Below are 16469 nucleotides of genomic sequence, written 5' to 3' on the forward strand. Positions count from 1 at the left end.
GCGCAGACCAAGGCCCACCGCGGTGAGGAGCTGCCGGAGAACCTGGCGCACCTGGCCGAGCAGGGCCCCGCCGCACAGGAAGCCAGCTCACTGCTGGCCAGACACTAGAGGGAAGGGGCGGGTCAATGGCGATCAGCGTCTTCGATCTGTTCTCGATCGGCATCGGGCCGTCGAGCTCCCACACGGTCGGCCCGATGCGGGCCGCGCGGACCTTTGTGGACGGTCTCGTCGACGAGGGTCTGCTGGACCGCGTGACGCGGGTGCAGGCCGAGCTGTTCGGCTCGCTCGGCGCGACCGGGTTCGGGCACGGCAGCGACAAAGCCGTGCTGCTGGGGCTGTCGGGGGAGCGTCCCGAGTCGGTCGACACGGAGACGGTGCCTGAGCGGGTCGCCGATATGCGTGCTTCGGGGCGGTTGCTGCTGGGTGGCGTCCGGGAGATCGCGTTCGACGAGGATGGCGACTTGAAGATGCACCGGCGCAAGTCGCTGCCGGCGCACCCGAACGGGATGGTGTTCCGGGCCTTCGCCGGTGCTTCGGAGCTGCGGGCGCGGACGTACTACTCCGTGGGCGGCGGCTTCGTGCGCGACGAGTCGTACGAGACCGACGCGGTGTTCGTCGAGGACTCGACGCCGGTGCCGTACCCGTTCCGCACGGGCGCCGACCTGCTCGCGCACTGCGCGGCGACGGGGCTGCCGATCAGCGAGATCATGCTGGCGAACGAGCTTTCGTGGCGTTCGGCTGCCGAGGTTCGGGCCGGGCTGCTGGAAATCTGGGACGTGATGGCCGCGTGCGTTTCGGCGGGCATCACGCACGAGGGCGTGCTCCCGGGCGGTCTGAAGGTCCCGCGGCGCGCCAAGGCGTTGCACGACAAGCTGATCGCCGAGGACGGCGTCGGAGATCCGTTGTACGCCATGGACTGGGTCAGCCTGTACGCGCTGGCGGTCAACGAGGAGAACGCCGCCGGCGGCCGCGTGGTCACGGCTCCGACGAACGGTGCCGCGGGGATCATCCCAGCGGTGCTGCACTACTACCAGCGGTTCATCCGCGGCTCTTCGGACGACGGCATCGTGACCTTTCTTTTGACGGCCGGCGCTTTGGGCTCGATCTTGAAGCAGACGGGCTCGATCTCGGGTGCCGAGGTCGGTTGCCAGGGTGAGGTCGGTTCGGCCTCGGCCATGGCGGCGGCCGGGTTGACCGAGGTGCTGGGCGGCTCGCCGGCCCAGGTGGAGAACGCGGCGGAGATCGGCGTCGAGCACCATCTGGGTCTTACTTGCGACCCGGTTGGTGGTCTGGTGCAGATCCCTTGCATCGAGCGCAACGCCGTGGGGGCTTCGAAGGCAATCCACGCCGCGCGGATGGCCATGCGCGGAGACGGCAGCCATGTGGTGACGCTAGACAAGGCGATCAAGACCATGCGCGAGACCGGGGCCGATATGTCGGTCAAGTACAAGGAAACGGCGCGTGGTGGGCTGGCGGTGAACGTCATCGAGTGCTGAGGCGCTCGCTTTGTGTGGGTTGGGTGGGGCCGTTCGGAGGGCGAACGGTCCCACCTTGCTTTTCCGCCCTTGCTTTTCAGCTCACTGGCCGGGTGTTGCGTCTGACTCGGTGGCATCTCGCCCTTCGCGCCGGTGACTCTTTCGCCGGGCCCGCGGCATCAGTGCAGTACCTTGGTGGCGGTGGGCAGCGGGTGCTTGCGCGACGTTCTCCGCGCGAACGTTCCCGCGGCGATCGCCAGGTTGTTGATCGCGATCTCCATGGCTCTCTCGGTTGGTGCGGGCGGGCTGCTGTTCGCTGGGCGAACGGCCCCGCCGCCCTGGCGTGCGCGGTGGCGCCGCGCGTACCTGCCCTTCGCCAGGCGAACGGTTCCGCCGAGACTTGGTTGTGGTTGAGCATGGGTGGGTGGGGTGCGGCCGGGATCTTCGCTGGGCGAACGGTCCCACCGCGCTGGCGTGTGCGGTGGTGCGCGGTGGGTCCAGCGCTCACGCGCCCTTCGTTGGGTGAACGGCCCCGCGGTGCTGGTTTGTTGCACGCGGCACTCGGTCTGGGTGTGACTGGACCGGTGAAAAGGTGGGATGGGTCTCTTCGCTGGGCGAAGAGATCACCCGGGATCGGCGCGGGGCATGTTGGCGAGTGGTGCGTGGCGGCAGGTGTTGGCGCGCCTTTCGCTGGGAAGGTTCCCGTTGCGCCAGGCTGGTCGCCGGTGGTGTGGAATGGGTTGTGCGGCGGGGACCTTCGCCGGGCGAATGGACCGCCGCGCCGGCGCGGGCGGTGGGACGCGGTGGGTTCGGCGCGTACGGGCCTTCGCCAGACGAACAGTTCCGTCGAGACTTGGTTGTCGCGCTGAGCACGGGTGGGTGGGTTGCGGCCGGGAAGTTCGCTGGGCGAATGGACCCGCCGCGCAGAGAGGCGGCGGCTGGGGAGAAGCCCTAAGCCGGGCGCAAGGCGGACGGTGTCCTCGGCGGACGGATGCCGGAACCGGGGACCCGGCAGTCCTCAGTAGACCGAAGCCCGAACAATCCTCAAGCCGGCTAAGTGATCCGCGGTCGTTGACCCCGGTCGGTCACCAACCGCAAGCCCGCGTGGACCAGGAGCCAGCCGAGGCGCTGGCGGGCTGTGGCCGTGGGGCGCGTGCGGTGCCGGGGCCAGGCGGCGACGCCGTGGCGAGACACCGCGCGGAGTTCGGACTGGCGCGCGGCGACGAAGTGCTCCGTGAAGTGGTGCGGAATCATGGCGTCCCCAGGGCGTCGGTCGGTTCTTCGGGGCGGGCGGTGCGCGGGAAGGCGGCCCAGTGGGTGACGACGGCGTCGTCGCCCGGTCGGCTCCGGCGGCGGTAGCGGTCGACCACGGCGGTGATCTCGTCGGTCATCCGGCGGGTCTCGTCGGGGGTCAGGGAGAGGTGTTCGCTGGTCAGGGTGGCCTTTTCCGCCCACCGGTCGTGCCACCGCGGGAGTTCGGCGACGAACTGCGCCTCCTCCTGGTAGCGCTTTTCGACGAGCTGGTGCAGGACGGTCGAGATCGGACCCGCCAGCTCCGGGTCGCGGACGAAGTCGCCGGTGCGGATGGTGGTGTAGTCCTGCGCGGCCTTCCACCAGCGTTCGCGCTTCGAGCCCCGGTCGGGGTCCTCCGCGACGAGACCGGCGTCGGCGAGCCGGCGCAGGTGCCAGGACGTGGTGCCGGAGCTCTCGCCGACGCGTTTGCCCAGGCCGGTGGCCGTGGCCGGGCCGTCCTGTTCCAGCAGGTCGAGCAACTGCATCCGCAGCGGGTGGGCGAGCGCGCGCAGGGTGCGTGCGTCGAGGATCCGTTCGGTGCGGTCGGCGGAGCTCATGAACCACAAACTACACCGCAGAGAATCCTTTGCAAAGAGGGCTCTGCGATTGACCGGGCTTAGACTCGCCGTCGTGGAGACGTCGGTGGCTAGCGCGAACGAGGCGCTGTTCCGGCCGGTGCGCGCGGGCAACGCGTTCGAGGAAACCGTCGAGCGCCTGCTGCAGGCCATCCGCCTGGGCGTGGTCGACGCGGGGGAGCGGCTGCCGTCGGAGCGCGAGCTGGCCGAGCGGCTCGGCGTGAGCCGGGTGACGCTCAGGGAAGCCATCCGCGCGCTGGCCGACGCGGGTTACGTGGAGTCACGACGAGGGCGTTACGGCGGCACATTCGTCAACGAGAACCTGCCCGCGCCGGCGCAGAGCAACACGCGGGAAATCGACACGGCCGCCTTCGAAGACACGCTGTGCCTGCGCCACGTGCTCGAGACCGGCGCCGCCGAGGCTGCCGCCGCACGGACGCTCAGCCCGGCCGACCGGCAGCACCTCAAGACCACGCTCGCCGAGGCCGCGGCCGCCGACCTCGTCGACTACCGGCGCAAGGACTCCCGCCTGCACCTCGCGATCGCCGAGGTCACGGCGTCGAGCTCGCTCACCACCGCGATGGCCGACGCCCGCATGCGCGTGAACCAGCTGCTCGACCGCATCCCCCTGCTCGAGCCCAACCTGGAGCACTCCAACGCGCAGCACGAGACGATCGTCGACGCCATCCTCGCCGGCGATCCCGTGGCCGCGCGCCACGCGATGGCCGAGCACATCGAGGGCACGGCTTCGCTGCTGCGGGCGTTCCTGTCGTGACCCGCGGTGAATTTCTCACCGAACCGCACAACCTTTTCACCCGTCCGGCCGTCGTCCCATCGTGCTACCCGACACGGATGCCGAGACGGATGGAGCCACCAGCAGTGCCACGAACGAGCAGCCCGACGATCCCCGTGCCCGTCGTCGTCGCCGGTGGCGCAAGATCCGGCGCATCGCGTACTGCTGCTTCGGCGTCTTCGTCGGCCTGCCGCTGATCGCGTTCTGGATCGCCTACCTGCTGATGGACGTCCGCAGCCCGCAGGACGTGCTCGCCTCGCTCGACAAGACCGTGGTGCTGAAGTACTCCGACGGCAGCGAGCTGCTCAAGGTCTTGCCCGCCGACGGCGACCGCTCCTTCGTGCCCTACGACAAGGTGCCCTCGAAGCTGCGTGACGCGATCATCGCCACCGAGGACCCGACGTTCTGGGACAACGCGGGCTTCGACCCCACCGGCATCGGCCGCGCGTTCCTCACCGGCGTCGGCGGCGGCTCGGGGATCACGCAGCAGTACATCAAGAAGTCGACCGGCGACGACGACGCGACGCTCGGGCGCAAGCTGCAGGAGCTGGTGCTCGCCACGAAGATCACCCAGCAGCAGAGCAAGGAACAGATTTTCACCAGCTACGTGAACATCATCTCCTTCGGCCGCGGCACCTTCGGCCCGTCGGCGGCGATGAACGCCTTCTTCGGCCGCCCGCTCGACGACTCCATGACCTGGAGCCAAGCCGCGTTCCTGGCCGGGATGATCCAGTCACCGTCGGTGCACGACCCCGCCGTTTCCGGCGACGCTCACGCGGCCAAACGCTGGACGTACGTGCGCGACAAGCTCGTGCAGCGCGGTTACGTCAAGCCCGCCGACGCCGCCACGATGGCCTATCCCGACAAGGAAATCCTGGCGCCGTCGGAGACGCGCGCGAGCGTGACCTACGACGAGTACCACGTGAAGCAGCAGGTGCTCAGCGAGCTCGAACAGGACGGCTTCTCGCTTTCCCGCCTGCAGCAAGGAAACCTGGTCGTGCAGACCACGCTCGAGCGCACGGCGCAGGCGTCCGCGCGCTCGACGCTGGCCGGCCGCCTGAACGGCGAGCCCCAGGAGTTCCGGGGCGCGCTCGTGTCCGTCGATCCGGCCACGGGGGCGGTGCGCGCGTACGACGGCGGCGACAACGGCGTTCGCGACTACGCCGGCACGGAACACGCGGTGGGCTCGGCGTTCTACCCGTTGACGCTCACCGCGGGACTGCGCGCCGGCGTGTCGCCGGACGAACCCGTGGCCGCGCCGGGCGCGGTCGACTTCCTCGGTGAGCACTTCGAGTACCCACGGAAATGCCCGTCCACCTGCACCTTGCGCACGGCGATGACCTCGGGCGCGGACACGCCGTACATCGGCTTGGCCGAACGGGTCGGCTCCGACGCGGTGAGCGCGGCGGCCCGCGACGCGGGCATCCCGGAGGCGGTCGACGGCGCGCCGACCCTGCGCGAGAAGGACGGGTTCCTGATCGGCTCGGGCCTCGCGGTCGGACGGTATCCGTTGCGGCCCTTGGACTTGGCCGGGGCGTACGGAACCTTCGCGGCCGACGGGATGCGCGTGACGCCGCACCTCGTGGACAAGGTGCTCGGCCAGGACGGCAGCGTCGTGTGGCAGCACGACAACGAGCCGCATCCCGCGTTCTCCGACGACCCCGGGGTGAACGCAAAGATCTCCGCCGAGGTGACGAACGTGCTGCAGACGTTCCTGCCCGACGGCCGCCCTGCCGCCCTGCCGCTCTGCGCACGGGCGAGTTCCAGCACGGCAACTCGTCGGACAACCAGGACGCCTGGGCGATCGGCTACACCCCGCAGCTGGCGACGGCCGTCTGGGTCGGCTCCGAGACGAGCGGCGGCTGTTCGACGCGCAGAGCCGGAAACTGATGGGCTCGACCGTTCCCGCCGACATCTGGCGGTCGTTCATGGTGCAAGCGGAGCAAGGGCAGCCGATGAACGGCAACGGCGGGGTCGAGCCGCGGTTCGCTCCTCCGCTCGCGAAGCAGACGCCGGGTGGCTGATCGTTCGTGGCGGGCGCCTTTTACCGGGGCCCGCCACGGAAACGATCAGGTCAGCGCACGCGGGCGAGGACGAAACCGTCGTAACCCTTGTCTCCCACCGTTTGGATCGCGGTGGCTTCGAGGCGGTCGTCGCCGGTGAGCGCCTCGAACATCTCCCGCACACCCCGCACCGACGGGTCGGTGCCGGAGGCTTCGAGGACGGCACCGTCGCGGACGACGTTGTCGACCACAATCGTCGTGCCCGGCCGCGAAAGCCGCACGGCTTCGGCGACGTAGGGCGCGAGGTTGGCCTTGTCGGCGTCGATGAAGACGAAGTCGAACGGCCCGGTCAGCGTGGGCAGGGTGTCGAGAGCGGCGCCGACGCGGATGTCGGCGATGTCGGGGCCGAAGCCGGCGCGATCGAGGTTCGTGCGGGCCACGGCGGCGTGCTTCGGATCGTATTCGCAGGTCACCAGCGTGCCGTCGGGCGGTAGGGCGCGGGCCAGCCAGATCGTGCTGTAACCGCCGAGTGTGCCGATCTCGAGGATCGAGCGGGCGTCGGCGATGAGGGCGAGCAGGTAGAGCAGTTTGCCTTGCGTGGGCGACACGGCGATGGCCGGCAGGCCCGCCGCGCTCGACTCGGCGCGGGCGGCGTCGAGCACCGGGTCGGCGGGGAGCAGGGCTTCGGCCAGGTAGTCGTCGACTGCGGTCCAGAGTTCGCGGGTCATGGCACCTCCGGCACCAATCTAACGGAGGCGGGATGTGAAGTGGCGACGCGAAAATGTGCCTTGCCTGTCGCCGGGCGATACGTGGTACCGCGGCCGGTTCCCGGGCCGCCGCGTCCTGCGGGCGAGGGTGCCCGCGGTGGGCTTCCCGACCTGGCCCGGGAAGCCCGCCGGCCGGTGCCCGGGATCGTTCATCCGGACGAGCCCGACTTCGCTCTTCCCGACACCGGGAAGAACAACACCGAGCTCAAGCAGCGCGCCGAACCGCTCGTCCAGGCCGGCCCGCGACTACGCCGCGCGCCGGCCCGCCTTCGGGATCACCAGTGGGGTGCCGGTTTCGGGGCAGGGCATGACGCGGCACGGCAGTTCGAAGATCTTCTCCACGTTCTCCTCCGTCACGACCTCCTCGGGCGCGCCGGTGGCGAGCACCTGACCGTCGCGCATGGCGATCATGTGGGTGGCGTAGCGGGCGGCGTGGTTGAGGTCGTGGAGCACGGCGACGAGCGTGCGGCCTTGTTCGGCGTGCAGTAGTGCGCACAGGTCGAGGATGTCCATTTGGTGCGCGATGTCGAGGTAGGTCGTGGGCTCGTCGAGGAGCAGCAAGTCGGTCTGCTGGGCCAGGGCCATCGCCATCCACACGCGCTGGCGCTGCCCGCCGGAGAGCTCGTCGACGAGCCGCTCGGCGAGGTCGGACACGCCGGTGGCGGCCATGGATTCGGCGACCACGGCGTCGTCGTCGCGGGACCACTGGCGCAGCAGGCGCTGGTGGGGATAGCGGCCGCGGGCGACGAGGTCGGCGACGGTGATGCCGTCGGGCGCGACTGAGCTCTGGGGCAGCAGGCCGAGGCGGCGAGCGACCTCCTTGGCGCCGTAGCTGGAGATCACCGAGCCGTCGAGGTAGACGGAGCCCTTGCGGGGCTTGAGCATCCGCGCGAGCGCGCGCAGGAGGGTGGTCTTGCCGCACGCGTTGGGGCCGACGATGACCGTGAACGACTTGTCCGGGATGACCACGCCGAGGTCTTCGGCGACGGTGCGCCCGTCGTACGCGAGAGTCAGGTCCTCGGCGTGCAGCCGGGGCTCGGTCCGGCCCGGTGCTTCCGCGATCGTCTGTTCCACACAGGTTAGGCTAACCTAGTGACCCTCGTTCGGGGGGTCCCCTGGGGCGCATTCGCCGAACGTGACCAGCCGGTGTCATCATGCGGACGGGGTTGTGTGCCGTTCACGGCGTAAGCGAAGGTGACGATGGACGACTACCGGGTCGTCGCGGACGAGCTCGCCGCAGAAATCGAAGCGGGCCGGCTGAGGCCGGGTGACCGCCTCCCGCCGCAGCGCCGGTTCGCGCGCGACCGCGGCATCGCCGGCTCCACCGCTGCCCGCGTCTACGGCGAGCTGATCCGGCGCGGCCTGGCCGTCGGGGAAGTCGGCCGGGGCACGTTCGTGCGGGCCGCGCGCCCGGCGCCCGAGCCCGCGCTGGCCGAACCCGGCGACGCGCGCGTGGACCTCGAGCTCAACTTCGCCGTGCTGCCGAGCCAATCCGCAAGGCTCGCGTACGCGCTGGAGCCACTGCTTCGCGCCGACGTCTTCACCGACGCACTGCACCCCGTCGGCGCCGCAGGGACGAAAGCGGTGCGTGAGGCCGCGGCGGGAATGTTGTCCCGGGGCCGCTGGGCACCCGACCCGGCGACGGTTCTGGTGACGGGAAACGGCCGCCAGGGCATCGCGGCGGCGATCTCCGCGTTCGTGCCACTGGGGGAGCGGCTCGCGGTCGAAGCGTTGACCTACCCGGTGGTGAAAGCGCTGGCCACGCGGCTGGGCGCCGAACTCGTACCCATCGAAACCGACGCCGACGGCCTCGTCCCGGCCGCGCTCGAAGCCGCCCACGCGGCGGCGCCCGTGCGCGCGTTGTACGTGCAGCCGACGCTGCACAACCCCCTCGGCCCGACCATGTCGCCCGCGCGCCGCGCCGAGGTCGCCGAGACCGTGCGGCGCCTCGATCTGCCGGTGATCGAGGACGGGATCTACACGTTCCTGCGCCCCGACGTCGAGCCGCTGGCCGCGCTCGCGCCCGAGCGCACGGTTTTCGTCGACAGCCTGTCGAAGCGGGTTGCGCCCGGTCTCACCGCGGGGTTCGTGGTGTCGCCGGCGGCCTGGACCGCGCGGCTCGCGGGCGCTGTCCGTTCGGGTGGCTGCGGTTGCACGCGGTTCGCGATGGAGGCCGCCACGCGCTGGATCACCGGCGGCGCGCTGGCCGAGGTCGAGACCGCGAAGCGGGCCGATGCTGCCGAACGCGCCACGATTCTCGACGAACGGCTCGCCGGCTTCACGGTCGTCGGCGATCCGGCGGCGTACCACCGCTGGTGGGAGCTGCCGGAGCAGTGGCGCGCGGAGACGTTCGTGGCTGCCGCCGCCCGCCACGGCATCGCGTTGTCGCCGGCGGCTTCGTTCGCCGTGCTGCCGGGCCACGCGCCGAACGCCGTGCGGCTCGCGGTTTCCGCGCCACCCAAGGAAACCCTGGCCGCCGCGCTCGACGTGCTCGCGGCGCTGGCGGCCGGCTCGCCCGACGACACGTTGCCGGACTGACGCCTCAGCGCACCCACTTGCCGACGAAACTCCCGCACGCCACCGGTTGCCCGGCCAGCCGCGCGCGCAACGCGTTCTCCAGCCCCAGGTAGTCGACGATCGGGGCATCCACCGCCACTTGAGCGGGCACCGGCCCGCCCTGCGCCAGCGTCTCGTTCGGCACGGTCTCGAACAACACCAGGTAGTCGCCCTCACGATCGAGATCCGCCGCGGTGGCGAGCATGCGCTGCGGCGCGTCACCGACGATCTCCAACGGCAACGGCCACTCCAGCGGGAACGGGTTGCGCAGCCCGAAAACCGGGTAGGCGAACGGGTTGTCGGGCAGCACGGCGACGCGGGAAGTCGGGTAGCGCTGCAGACAGTCGCGGATCTGGGCGACGTAGGTGTAGGTCGCCGGGTTCGTGCGGATGCCGCGCATGGCCGGGCTGACCGTGCCGAGGTCGGCGGTGAGCTCGTCGTGCGACAAATCGAGGTATGCGGCTTCGTCGTGGTGGGCCACAACGGCCCAGCCGCACAGCGCCACCGTCACAAGGCCCGCCGTCGTGGTCAACCACGTGCGGCGCAGCACCGGAGAGAGGTCCGGCAGCACGAAACCCAGCAGCAGCAACGCCGTGAGCGCGAGCGAGCCGGTGAGCAGCGTCGGGGTGTCGTTGCCCCACGACAGGCTCGTCATGAAGCCCGTCGCGAGCACGAGCAGCGCGGCCCGGGAAACGTTGCGCCGCACGGTCGCGTGCACCACTGCGGCGACGGCGAGAATCCACCACAGCACGTCGGCCCAGCGCGACGAAGCCGTGAGCCGTCCGTCGACCACGGTCCAGGCCACCGCGGCCGCCCCGCCGAGCGCGAGCACCCACGACGCGACACGCCCGGCCACACCGAGACGTTCGCCCGCGAGCCGGAGCACCAGCAGCGCCACGGCGATGGCGGCGAAGAACGTGAACTCCCGCACCGGCGGGCGCAGCAGCACCTGCGGGTCTTCCAGCCACAGGCCGAGCAGCCGTTCGCCGTACGTGGGCACGCCGCCGGTCACCTGGCCGACCATCTCGCCGAAGCCGCCGCCGCCGCTCACCCAGGCCACGTAGCCGATCCCGAACGCGCCCAACGCCAGTAGGTCACCCGGCAGGCGGCGAAGCCGATGCGGGTAGCACAAGGTCCAGACCAAGCCGATCACCGCGGCGAGCACGAAGCTCTGCTTCACGAACACCGCCGCACCCAGCAGCGCGAGCCCGCCGAGCCGCGCGTACGGATTCCGCTTACGCAGCCCGGAATCCAGAGCCCACGCGCCGCACGCGGTGAGCGTGATCCCGTCGATGGTGTGCCACGCCATGAGCGGGAACCCGTTGAGGTTCAGCAGGGCCGCCGCCGCGACCAGCGCCGTGCGGCCGGGTCCCCACGACAGCACCGGCCGCCGCATGACGAGCACGGCGAACGCGATCGTCGTCAGCGCGATCTGCACCATCGCCAAGCAGCTGGAGGCGAAGAACAGCGGCCCCGGCAGTGCGAAGTCGACCACGTGCAGGATCGCCGACCCGAGCGGCCGCGCGGAGATGATGTCGGCGTGCGGCACCTCACCCTGCAGCACCCGCCACGCCTGCGCGAGGATGAAGCCCTGATCGGACGGGTGGAAGCCGAACCGGCCCACCCGCAGCTCCGTCGCCACCGCGAGCACGAGCACCCACGCGGCGTGCGCGCCCCATCGCAGGGCGACCCGCCGCCACCGGACGCCCTCTGCGGCCGCCCCGGCGACGTCCACTGCGTGTCCTTTCGCCTCTGTGTTGTCTGCCTCGGCTGTGTTGTCTGCCTCGGCTTCGCCGAGGCGAGGCGAGATCGCCTTTGAGCCGGTGTTGGGAGCGAGCGGTCGGATCGGCCTGGCGGCCGATCGCACTGCTCGCTCCCAACACCGGCGCGATCTCGCGCGGTGGTTGCGGCCGCACCGGTCGCGGTGAGTCCGGTGTAGCGGAGCCAGGGTAGCGGGGTTGCGGTCGTGGGGTGAGGTGCGGTGGAGCCTAAGTGGGCGGGGTTGTGGTCGTGGGGTGAGGGCGGCGGAGCCAGGTGGGGGTGCGGTCGTGGGTGCGGTGGAGCCGGGGTGGGCAGGGTTGCCGTCGTGGCGAGAGGCGAGAGGTGCGGTCGAGGCAGGGTGGCCGGGCGCGGCGGCGGTGGGTCGGGCCTGGCGCCAGGGTAGTAGGCGGGAAGCCGGTGGGGGGAGGCCGCGGCAGGCCGCGGGCTTCAAGGCCGATTCGGGCATCACGCGGGAGGCCAGGTGGGCGACGAGCAGGGGAAGGCCAGGTCGGCGACGAGCCGAGGGAAGGCGAGGGCGACGCGCGTGACCAGTTCGGCCGCGCGGCCCTCCGGCAGGGACATGATCGGCGGCCGCCCTTCGAGCGCCTTCGCCACGAGCGAGTCGCCCGTTCGCGGGGGCTCGTGGTGAAGGCCGTGGGAGCCGGTGGGCATGAGCATCGGGTGCGCACCAGCGGCATGCACACGGAGGAGAAGGCCACGCCCACCACCGGGGCGATCTCGCGCCGTGGTCACCTGCAGGATCCGGCGGGCTGGTGCAGCTGACCACGAACGGGACACTGGTGAGCTGCTTCGGCTAATCGCGGTGGCCGCGATGAACCGGGCGCTTCACCGAAACCGACTTCGACCTGGGCCAGACCTTCAGCTCTCCTTTTCACGCAACGAAGTTCGAAGCCGAGAAGCTCGCGCGCGCAGAGCGCCACGCCGGTTCGCGTGTACGGGCCCTCGGCCGTCGTCGGCGTTCGCGCACAGGTGAGATGGACACCGCCGGCGGGCCGTACTTCTGTCTCCCCGCGATCTCGCGGCTCGCCGCGCTGCCGAAGCGCCTGCCGCCGGCACGAAGTAGGTGGTCATGACCGGGCACTACCTGCCCGAGGTCGGCGCCGACTCTGCCTACTCGGAAGTAGGAACGGTGGTTGTCACTCCGGGTGCTGCGCCACGGCCACCACGGCGTCGCGCAACGCGGCCCTGAGCCGTCCGACGTCGAGGGGCCCGAGCACGGCCGCTTCGCCTGGCGGTGCCACGAGCACGATCTTGTCGTCGCTGCTCACGAACACCGTCACATCCCTGCGCCTGCCTGCCAGATCCCGGCAGCCGATGGACCACTCGTCCCGGTCTGTCACGGCTCTCGCCCTCCCGATTCCGCGTTGCGGTCGTGCTTCGTGCGGGGATGGGACCGGCACCTCACGCGGCTCTTACGCGGGTTCACCCGAATTGCCTACCGAAGAGTTCTCCCGGCGGGTTCACCTGGGATGTGCCGCCCGCGCAACGGGAGTAGCGTCCACGCGGCAGGTGGCGGGGACTCGGGAGGTCGGGATGTCCGGGATGGCACAGCCGCGCAAGATCGTGATCGTCGGAGCCGGTCTCGCGGGGGCCTCGGCCGCCGCCGCCATGCGGGAGCAGGGCTTCGGCGGCGACGTGCTGCTGATGGGTTCAGACCCGCACCGGCCCTACGAGCTGCCGCCGCTGTCGAAGGGCGTGCTGCTGGGCACCACCGACGAACCCGACTGGGTGCATGAAGAGGGCTACTACGCCGCCCACGACATCCGGCTCACCTCCAGCCTCACGGCCACCCGCCTGGAGCTCGGCGCGCGCCTCGTGCTCGACGACGCCGGCGGCGAGCACCGCTTCGATCGGCTCGTGCTCGCGACGGGTTCGCGCCCGCGTCCGCTGGCCGCGCCGGGCGGCAACTTCCCGGGCCTCTACACCCTGCGCACGCTGGACGACTCGCTCAGCCTGCGCACGGCGTTCGTCGATGCCCGGCGCGTGGTGGTCATCGGCGCCGGCTGGATCGGCACCGAGGCCGCGGCGGCCGCGCGTTCGCACGACGCGGACGTGACCGTGGTGGCGCCCGGGCGCCTGCCACTCGGGAAGGTCCTCGGCGCCGAGGTGGCCGGGGTTTTCCGTTCCCTGCACGAAGAACACGGCGTGCACTGGCGGCTGGGCGAGCGCGTCGCGGAGGTCACGGGCGACCCGAGCGGCGTGCGCGGCGTGCGGTTGCGCAGCGGTGAGGAGCTGTTGGCCGACGTGGTCCTCGTGGCCGTCGGCGCCGCCCCGCGCGTAGAACTCGCCCACACGGCCGGCCTCGAGCTGTCGGACGACGGCGGCGTCGCGGTCGACGCGGGCCTGCGCACGGCCGCCCCGGACGTCTACGCCGTCGGTGACATCGCTTCACACTTCCACCCCCGCTACGGGCACCGCGTGCGCGTCGAGCACTGGGCCACCGCGCGCACGCAGGGCGCCCACGTGGCCGGAAACCTGCTGGGAGAGAACGAGCCTTACCTGGATTCGCCGTACTTCTTCTCCGACCAGTACGACCTCGGCATGGAGTACCGCGGCCTCGCCGACCTCGACCGCGACCGGGTGGTGGTCCGCGGCGACCTCGCGGCGCGCGACTTCACGGCGTTCTGGGTCGGCGCCGAGGGCGAGGTGCACGCCGCGATGAACGTGAACCAATGGGACGACGGGGACGCGTTGCAGCGCTTGGTGGATGGGCGCATGAAGGTGAGTGACGAGGAGCTGAAGTCGGGCAAGCTGGCCGAGATCGGGTGAGGCTCGGACCGGTCGCCGGGGCACGGGGGACGGGGGATGGGCGCCCTCGACCAGCTCCGAGAAGTCTGGCCTGAATGCCGGCAATCCGGCTTTGGTCCCGACCTGGACCCCGGTGGCCTTGCGCGCTTCGCCGCCGAAGCTGTCGGCCTGTGCCTGGGACGGGAGGTCCGTGCCGAGTGGCATGGAGGTCGGCTCAGACCTCCACCGGGATGACCCTTCCGTCCAACGCCAGGTACCCCACCAGGTTCGGCGGCGCGTAGTCCGCCGCCAGCTTGTGGCGGGTGACCGCACTGGAGGCCACGAACTCGTGCTTCGGGTCCGTGGTGCCGATGCCGCGCGTCACGGAGGGCAGCAAGCGGTAGAAACCCGTGCGGGACGGGAACATCGGGCCCAGCGCGTCGGGTTCGCACGAGAATTCCGGCAGGAGTGCGAGGCCGTTGAGCGCGGCCTGGCTCGCGAGCCAGCGCAGCGGGACGTCGGAGAGGCTGTGCTGCGTCTGCCCGCCGCCGCCGACGTCGGAGTGGTAGCCGGCGAACCAGACCTGCTCGATCTGCCGGGTGCCCGGCTCGGTGGGTGGCGCCCAGACCGAGGGCACGAACGGTTTGCGGTGCTCGTCGATCGACAGCGCCTGGAACGCGGCGTCCACCGTGGAGCTCAGCGCGGTGTCGTGGAACTGGAAGCGGCGGTTGAACACGTCGACCGGCCAAAAGCCGGTCAGCGGCACGCCGAGCGCGCCCACCGTGTCCCACACGCCGATGAACCGGATCCGCGGCTCGTGCGAATAGGTGCGGCGGAAGAGCGTGGCCTCGGTGTTGCGCGGGTGGGACTTGTCGCTGCGGTTGCGGTAGAGGCCGTACGCGCGCTTGACGAGACCGACGTGCTCGCGGCGCAGCAGCCCGCAATTGCGGATGAAGCCGGCCACACTGCGCACCGTGTACGCGCCGCGGCTGAAGCCCACGAAGAAGACCTCGTCACCCGGCTCGTAGGTGCGGACGAGATAGGTGTAGACCTCGCGGACGTTGCGCGAGAGCCCGACGCCGAACGCGCCGCCGACCAGGCGCTGGCGCTTGGTGCCGATGCCCGACTGGTAGAAGACCAGCTGCTCGGTGCCGGCTTCGTCGGCCGGTGCGGTGGCCAGCGCGAGCCGCGTGACGTTGCTCGGGGCGGGCACGCCGCCGTCGGCCAGGTCCGCCGAGTCCCACGTGCCGTCGCAGCAGATCAGGATCCGCTTGGGCATCAGCACCTCGTTCACTGCGTCGTTGGGTCGCCAGCTCATCAAGTCACGACCCGGCGGCGTTTTCAACGGGTTCGGCGGAATCGGTACCGACGCGGAGGTGTGGCAAGGAAAACACCGGGAAACCACGGGGTGTTCACCCTTCGCCGGTGCTCACGCGGAAAGATCCGACGAAAGCGCACCCGTTCCGGCGTGCGTCCGTTGCCGGGCGGGGGCCCGATCGGCACCGGTGCACCGTGTGGTGCCCTTCCCGGTGATCCGATCAACCTTGGCAACAAATCCTCCAGACCTCTGGATCCCACGCCGCCCATGCGCTATACATCGGATGTCTTGATGTGGCTGTGGTGAGAGGGGAACGTCCGTGCAGCTTGTGCGTCTCGGAGCCGCAGGAGAAGAGCGACCGTTCGTGCGTGCCGGTGACGGCACTCTGTACGACCTCTCCGGCCTCACGTCCGACGTCGACGGCGCGTTCCTCGCGGCCGACGGCATCGCCCGCGCCGCCGCCGCGCTCGAAGCCGGCGAGCTGCCCGCCGCTGGCCCGGAAACCGCGAGCCTGCGCGTCGGCCCGCCGCTGGCCTCACCCGGCAAGGTCCTCTGCATCGGTATGAACTACCGCCGGCACGCCGAGGAAACGGGCGCCGCCGTGCCGACGGAACCCGTGCTGTTCATGAAGGCCCCCGACGTGATCGTGGGCCCGGATGACGACGTGCTCATCCCGCGCCGTTCGACCAGCACCGACTGGGAGGTCGAGCTCGGCGTCGTGATCGGCAGGCAGGCCCGCTACCTCGACAGCGTCGACGACGCGCTGGCCTGCGTGGCCGGCTACGTCGTGTCCAACGACGTCTCCGAGCGCGAGTTCCAGCTGCACCGCGGCGGCCAGTGGGACAAGGGCAAGAACTGCGAGACGTTCAACCCGCTCGGCCCGGCGCTCGTGACCGCCGACGAGGTGCCCGACCCGCAGGACCTCGGGCTGCGCACGTGGGTCAACGGCAAGAAGGTGCAGGACTCCTCGACGAAGGACATGGTCTTCACCGTCGCGCAGATCATCCACTACCTGAGCCAGTTCATGGTGCTGCGCCCCGGTGACCTGATCAACACCGGCACCCCCGAAGGCGTCGCGCTCGGGCAGCCGGAGCCGAAGCCGTACCTGCGCGAGGGCGACGTCGTCGAGCTTGAGATCGACGGTCTCGGCCGCCAGCGCCAGACGCTGAGGCAGGCCTGA

General features: G+C 70.9%; 12 protein-coding genes and 3 pseudogenes. 8 read left to right on the forward strand and 7 right to left on the reverse strand.

Annotation, left to right across the window (positions count from 1 at the left end; all coding sequences use genetic code 11):
• Positions 1–108: pseudogene (locus tag AB0F91_RS21605) on the forward strand (lipoyl synthase); the annotation flags it as partial.
• 17 nt (positions 109–125) lie between these two features.
• A complete protein-coding gene (locus AB0F91_RS21610) occupies positions 126–1496 on the forward strand; it encodes an L-serine ammonia-lyase (RefSeq protein WP_360599761.1) in 1371 nt (456 codons plus the stop codon).
• Positions 1497–2725: 1229 nt separating this feature from the next.
• Here AB0F91_RS21610 and AB0F91_RS21615 read toward each other — a convergent pair.
• Positions 2726–3325, reverse strand: coding sequence for a helix-turn-helix domain-containing protein (locus AB0F91_RS21615; protein WP_360599763.1), 600 nt, complete (start codon positions 3323–3325; stop codon positions 2726–2728).
• Positions 3326–3410: 85 nt separating this feature from the next.
• Between AB0F91_RS21615 and AB0F91_RS21620 the strand changes: the two genes are divergently transcribed.
• Positions 3411–4118 (forward strand): GntR family transcriptional regulator, encoded by a 708-nt coding sequence (locus AB0F91_RS21620; RefSeq protein ID WP_360599765.1) that lies wholly within the window; start codon positions 3411–3413, stop codon positions 4116–4118.
• 241 nt (positions 4119–4359) lie between these two features.
• A pseudogene (locus AB0F91_RS21625) lies at positions 4360–5703 on the forward strand (transglycosylase domain-containing protein); the annotation flags it as partial.
• 507 nt (positions 5704–6210) lie between these two features.
• On the opposite strand, the gene AB0F91_RS21630 reads toward AB0F91_RS21625, so the two are convergent.
• Positions 6211–6867 (reverse strand): O-methyltransferase, encoded by a 657-nt coding sequence (locus tag AB0F91_RS21630; protein WP_360599767.1) that lies wholly within the window; start codon positions 6865–6867, stop codon positions 6211–6213.
• A gap of 285 nt (positions 6868–7152) precedes the next feature.
• Positions 7153–7980 (reverse strand): ABC transporter ATP-binding protein, encoded by an 828-nt coding sequence (locus AB0F91_RS21635; RefSeq protein ID WP_360599769.1) that lies wholly within the window; start codon positions 7978–7980, stop codon positions 7153–7155.
• A 126-nt stretch (positions 7981–8106) separates the two neighbouring features.
• Between AB0F91_RS21635 and AB0F91_RS21640 the strand changes: the two genes are divergently transcribed.
• On the forward strand, positions 8107–9444 hold the full coding sequence (locus tag AB0F91_RS21640; protein WP_360599771.1) for a PLP-dependent aminotransferase family protein: 1338 nt from the start codon (positions 8107–8109) through the stop codon (positions 9442–9444).
• Positions 9445–9448: 4 nt separating this feature from the next.
• Here AB0F91_RS21640 and AB0F91_RS21645 read toward each other — a convergent pair whose 3' ends face one another.
• Both AB0F91_RS21645 and AB0F91_RS21650 read right to left on the reverse strand, forming a co-directional pair.
• Positions 9449–11197, reverse strand: coding sequence for a hypothetical protein (locus AB0F91_RS21645; RefSeq protein WP_360599773.1), 1749 nt, complete (start codon positions 11195–11197; stop codon positions 9449–9451).
• Positions 11198–11688: 491 nt separating this feature from the next.
• Positions 11689–11895, reverse strand: a complete 207-nt coding sequence (locus tag AB0F91_RS21650) for a hypothetical protein (RefSeq protein ID WP_360599775.1) — start codon at positions 11893–11895, stop codon at positions 11689–11691.
• Between the two features lie 167 nt (positions 11896–12062).
• On the opposite strand from AB0F91_RS21650, the pseudogene AB0F91_RS21655 reads away from it, so the two are divergent.
• Positions 12063–12299, forward strand: a pseudogene (locus AB0F91_RS21655) (SDR family oxidoreductase); the annotation flags it as partial.
• An 81-nt stretch (positions 12300–12380) separates the two neighbouring features.
• On the opposite strand, the gene AB0F91_RS21660 reads toward AB0F91_RS21655, so the two are convergent.
• A complete protein-coding gene (locus tag AB0F91_RS21660; RefSeq protein WP_220237697.1) occupies positions 12381–12584 on the reverse strand; it encodes a hypothetical protein in 204 nt (67 codons plus the stop codon).
• Positions 12585–12786: 202 nt separating this feature from the next.
• Between AB0F91_RS21660 and AB0F91_RS21665 the strand changes: the two genes are divergently transcribed.
• Positions 12787–14013, forward strand: coding sequence for an FAD-dependent oxidoreductase (locus AB0F91_RS21665; RefSeq protein WP_360600193.1), 1227 nt, complete (start codon positions 12787–12789; stop codon positions 14011–14013).
• 193 nt (positions 14014–14206) lie between these two features.
• Here the strand turns inward: AB0F91_RS21665 and AB0F91_RS21670 are convergent, their stop codons facing one another.
• Complete coding sequence (locus AB0F91_RS21670; RefSeq protein ID WP_360599777.1) at positions 14207–15250, reverse strand: DUF2235 domain-containing protein; 1044 nt, start codon at positions 15248–15250, stop codon at positions 14207–14209.
• Positions 15251–15608: 358 nt separating this feature from the next.
• Between AB0F91_RS21670 and AB0F91_RS21675 the strand changes: the two genes are divergently transcribed.
• Positions 15609–16469, forward strand: coding sequence for a fumarylacetoacetate hydrolase family protein (locus tag AB0F91_RS21675; protein ID WP_360599779.1), 861 nt, complete (start codon positions 15609–15611; stop codon positions 16467–16469).

Source organism: Amycolatopsis sp. NPDC023774 (genome assembly GCF_040639695.1).
In the GTDB taxonomy this organism is placed as follows: Bacteria; Actinomycetota; Actinomycetes; order Mycobacteriales; family Pseudonocardiaceae; genus Amycolatopsis.

Coding starts and splice junctions, on each gene's coding strand:
- AB0F91_RS21610 (WP_360599761.1), top strand. CDS start 126: ATGGCGATCAGCGTCTTCGATCTGTTCTCGATCGGCATCGGGCCGTCG.
- AB0F91_RS21615 (WP_360599763.1), bottom strand. CDS start 3,325: ATGAGCTCCGCCGACCGCACCGAACGGATCCTCGACGCACGCACCCTG.
- AB0F91_RS21630 (WP_360599767.1), bottom strand. CDS start 6,867: ATGACCCGCGAACTCTGGACCGCAGTCGACGACTACCTGGCCGAAGCC.
- AB0F91_RS21640 (WP_360599771.1), top strand. CDS start 8,107: ATGGACGACTACCGGGTCGTCGCGGACGAGCTCGCCGCAGAAATCGAA.
- AB0F91_RS21650 (WP_360599775.1), bottom strand. CDS start 11,895: ATGCCCACCGGCTCCCACGGCCTTCACCACGAGCCCCCGCGAACGGGC.
- AB0F91_RS21665 (WP_360600193.1), top strand. CDS start 12,787: ATGGCACAGCCGCGCAAGATCGTGATCGTCGGAGCCGGTCTCGCGGGG.
- AB0F91_RS21670 (WP_360599777.1), bottom strand. CDS start 15,250: ATGCCCAAGCGGATCCTGATCTGCTGCGACGGCACGTGGGACTCGGCG.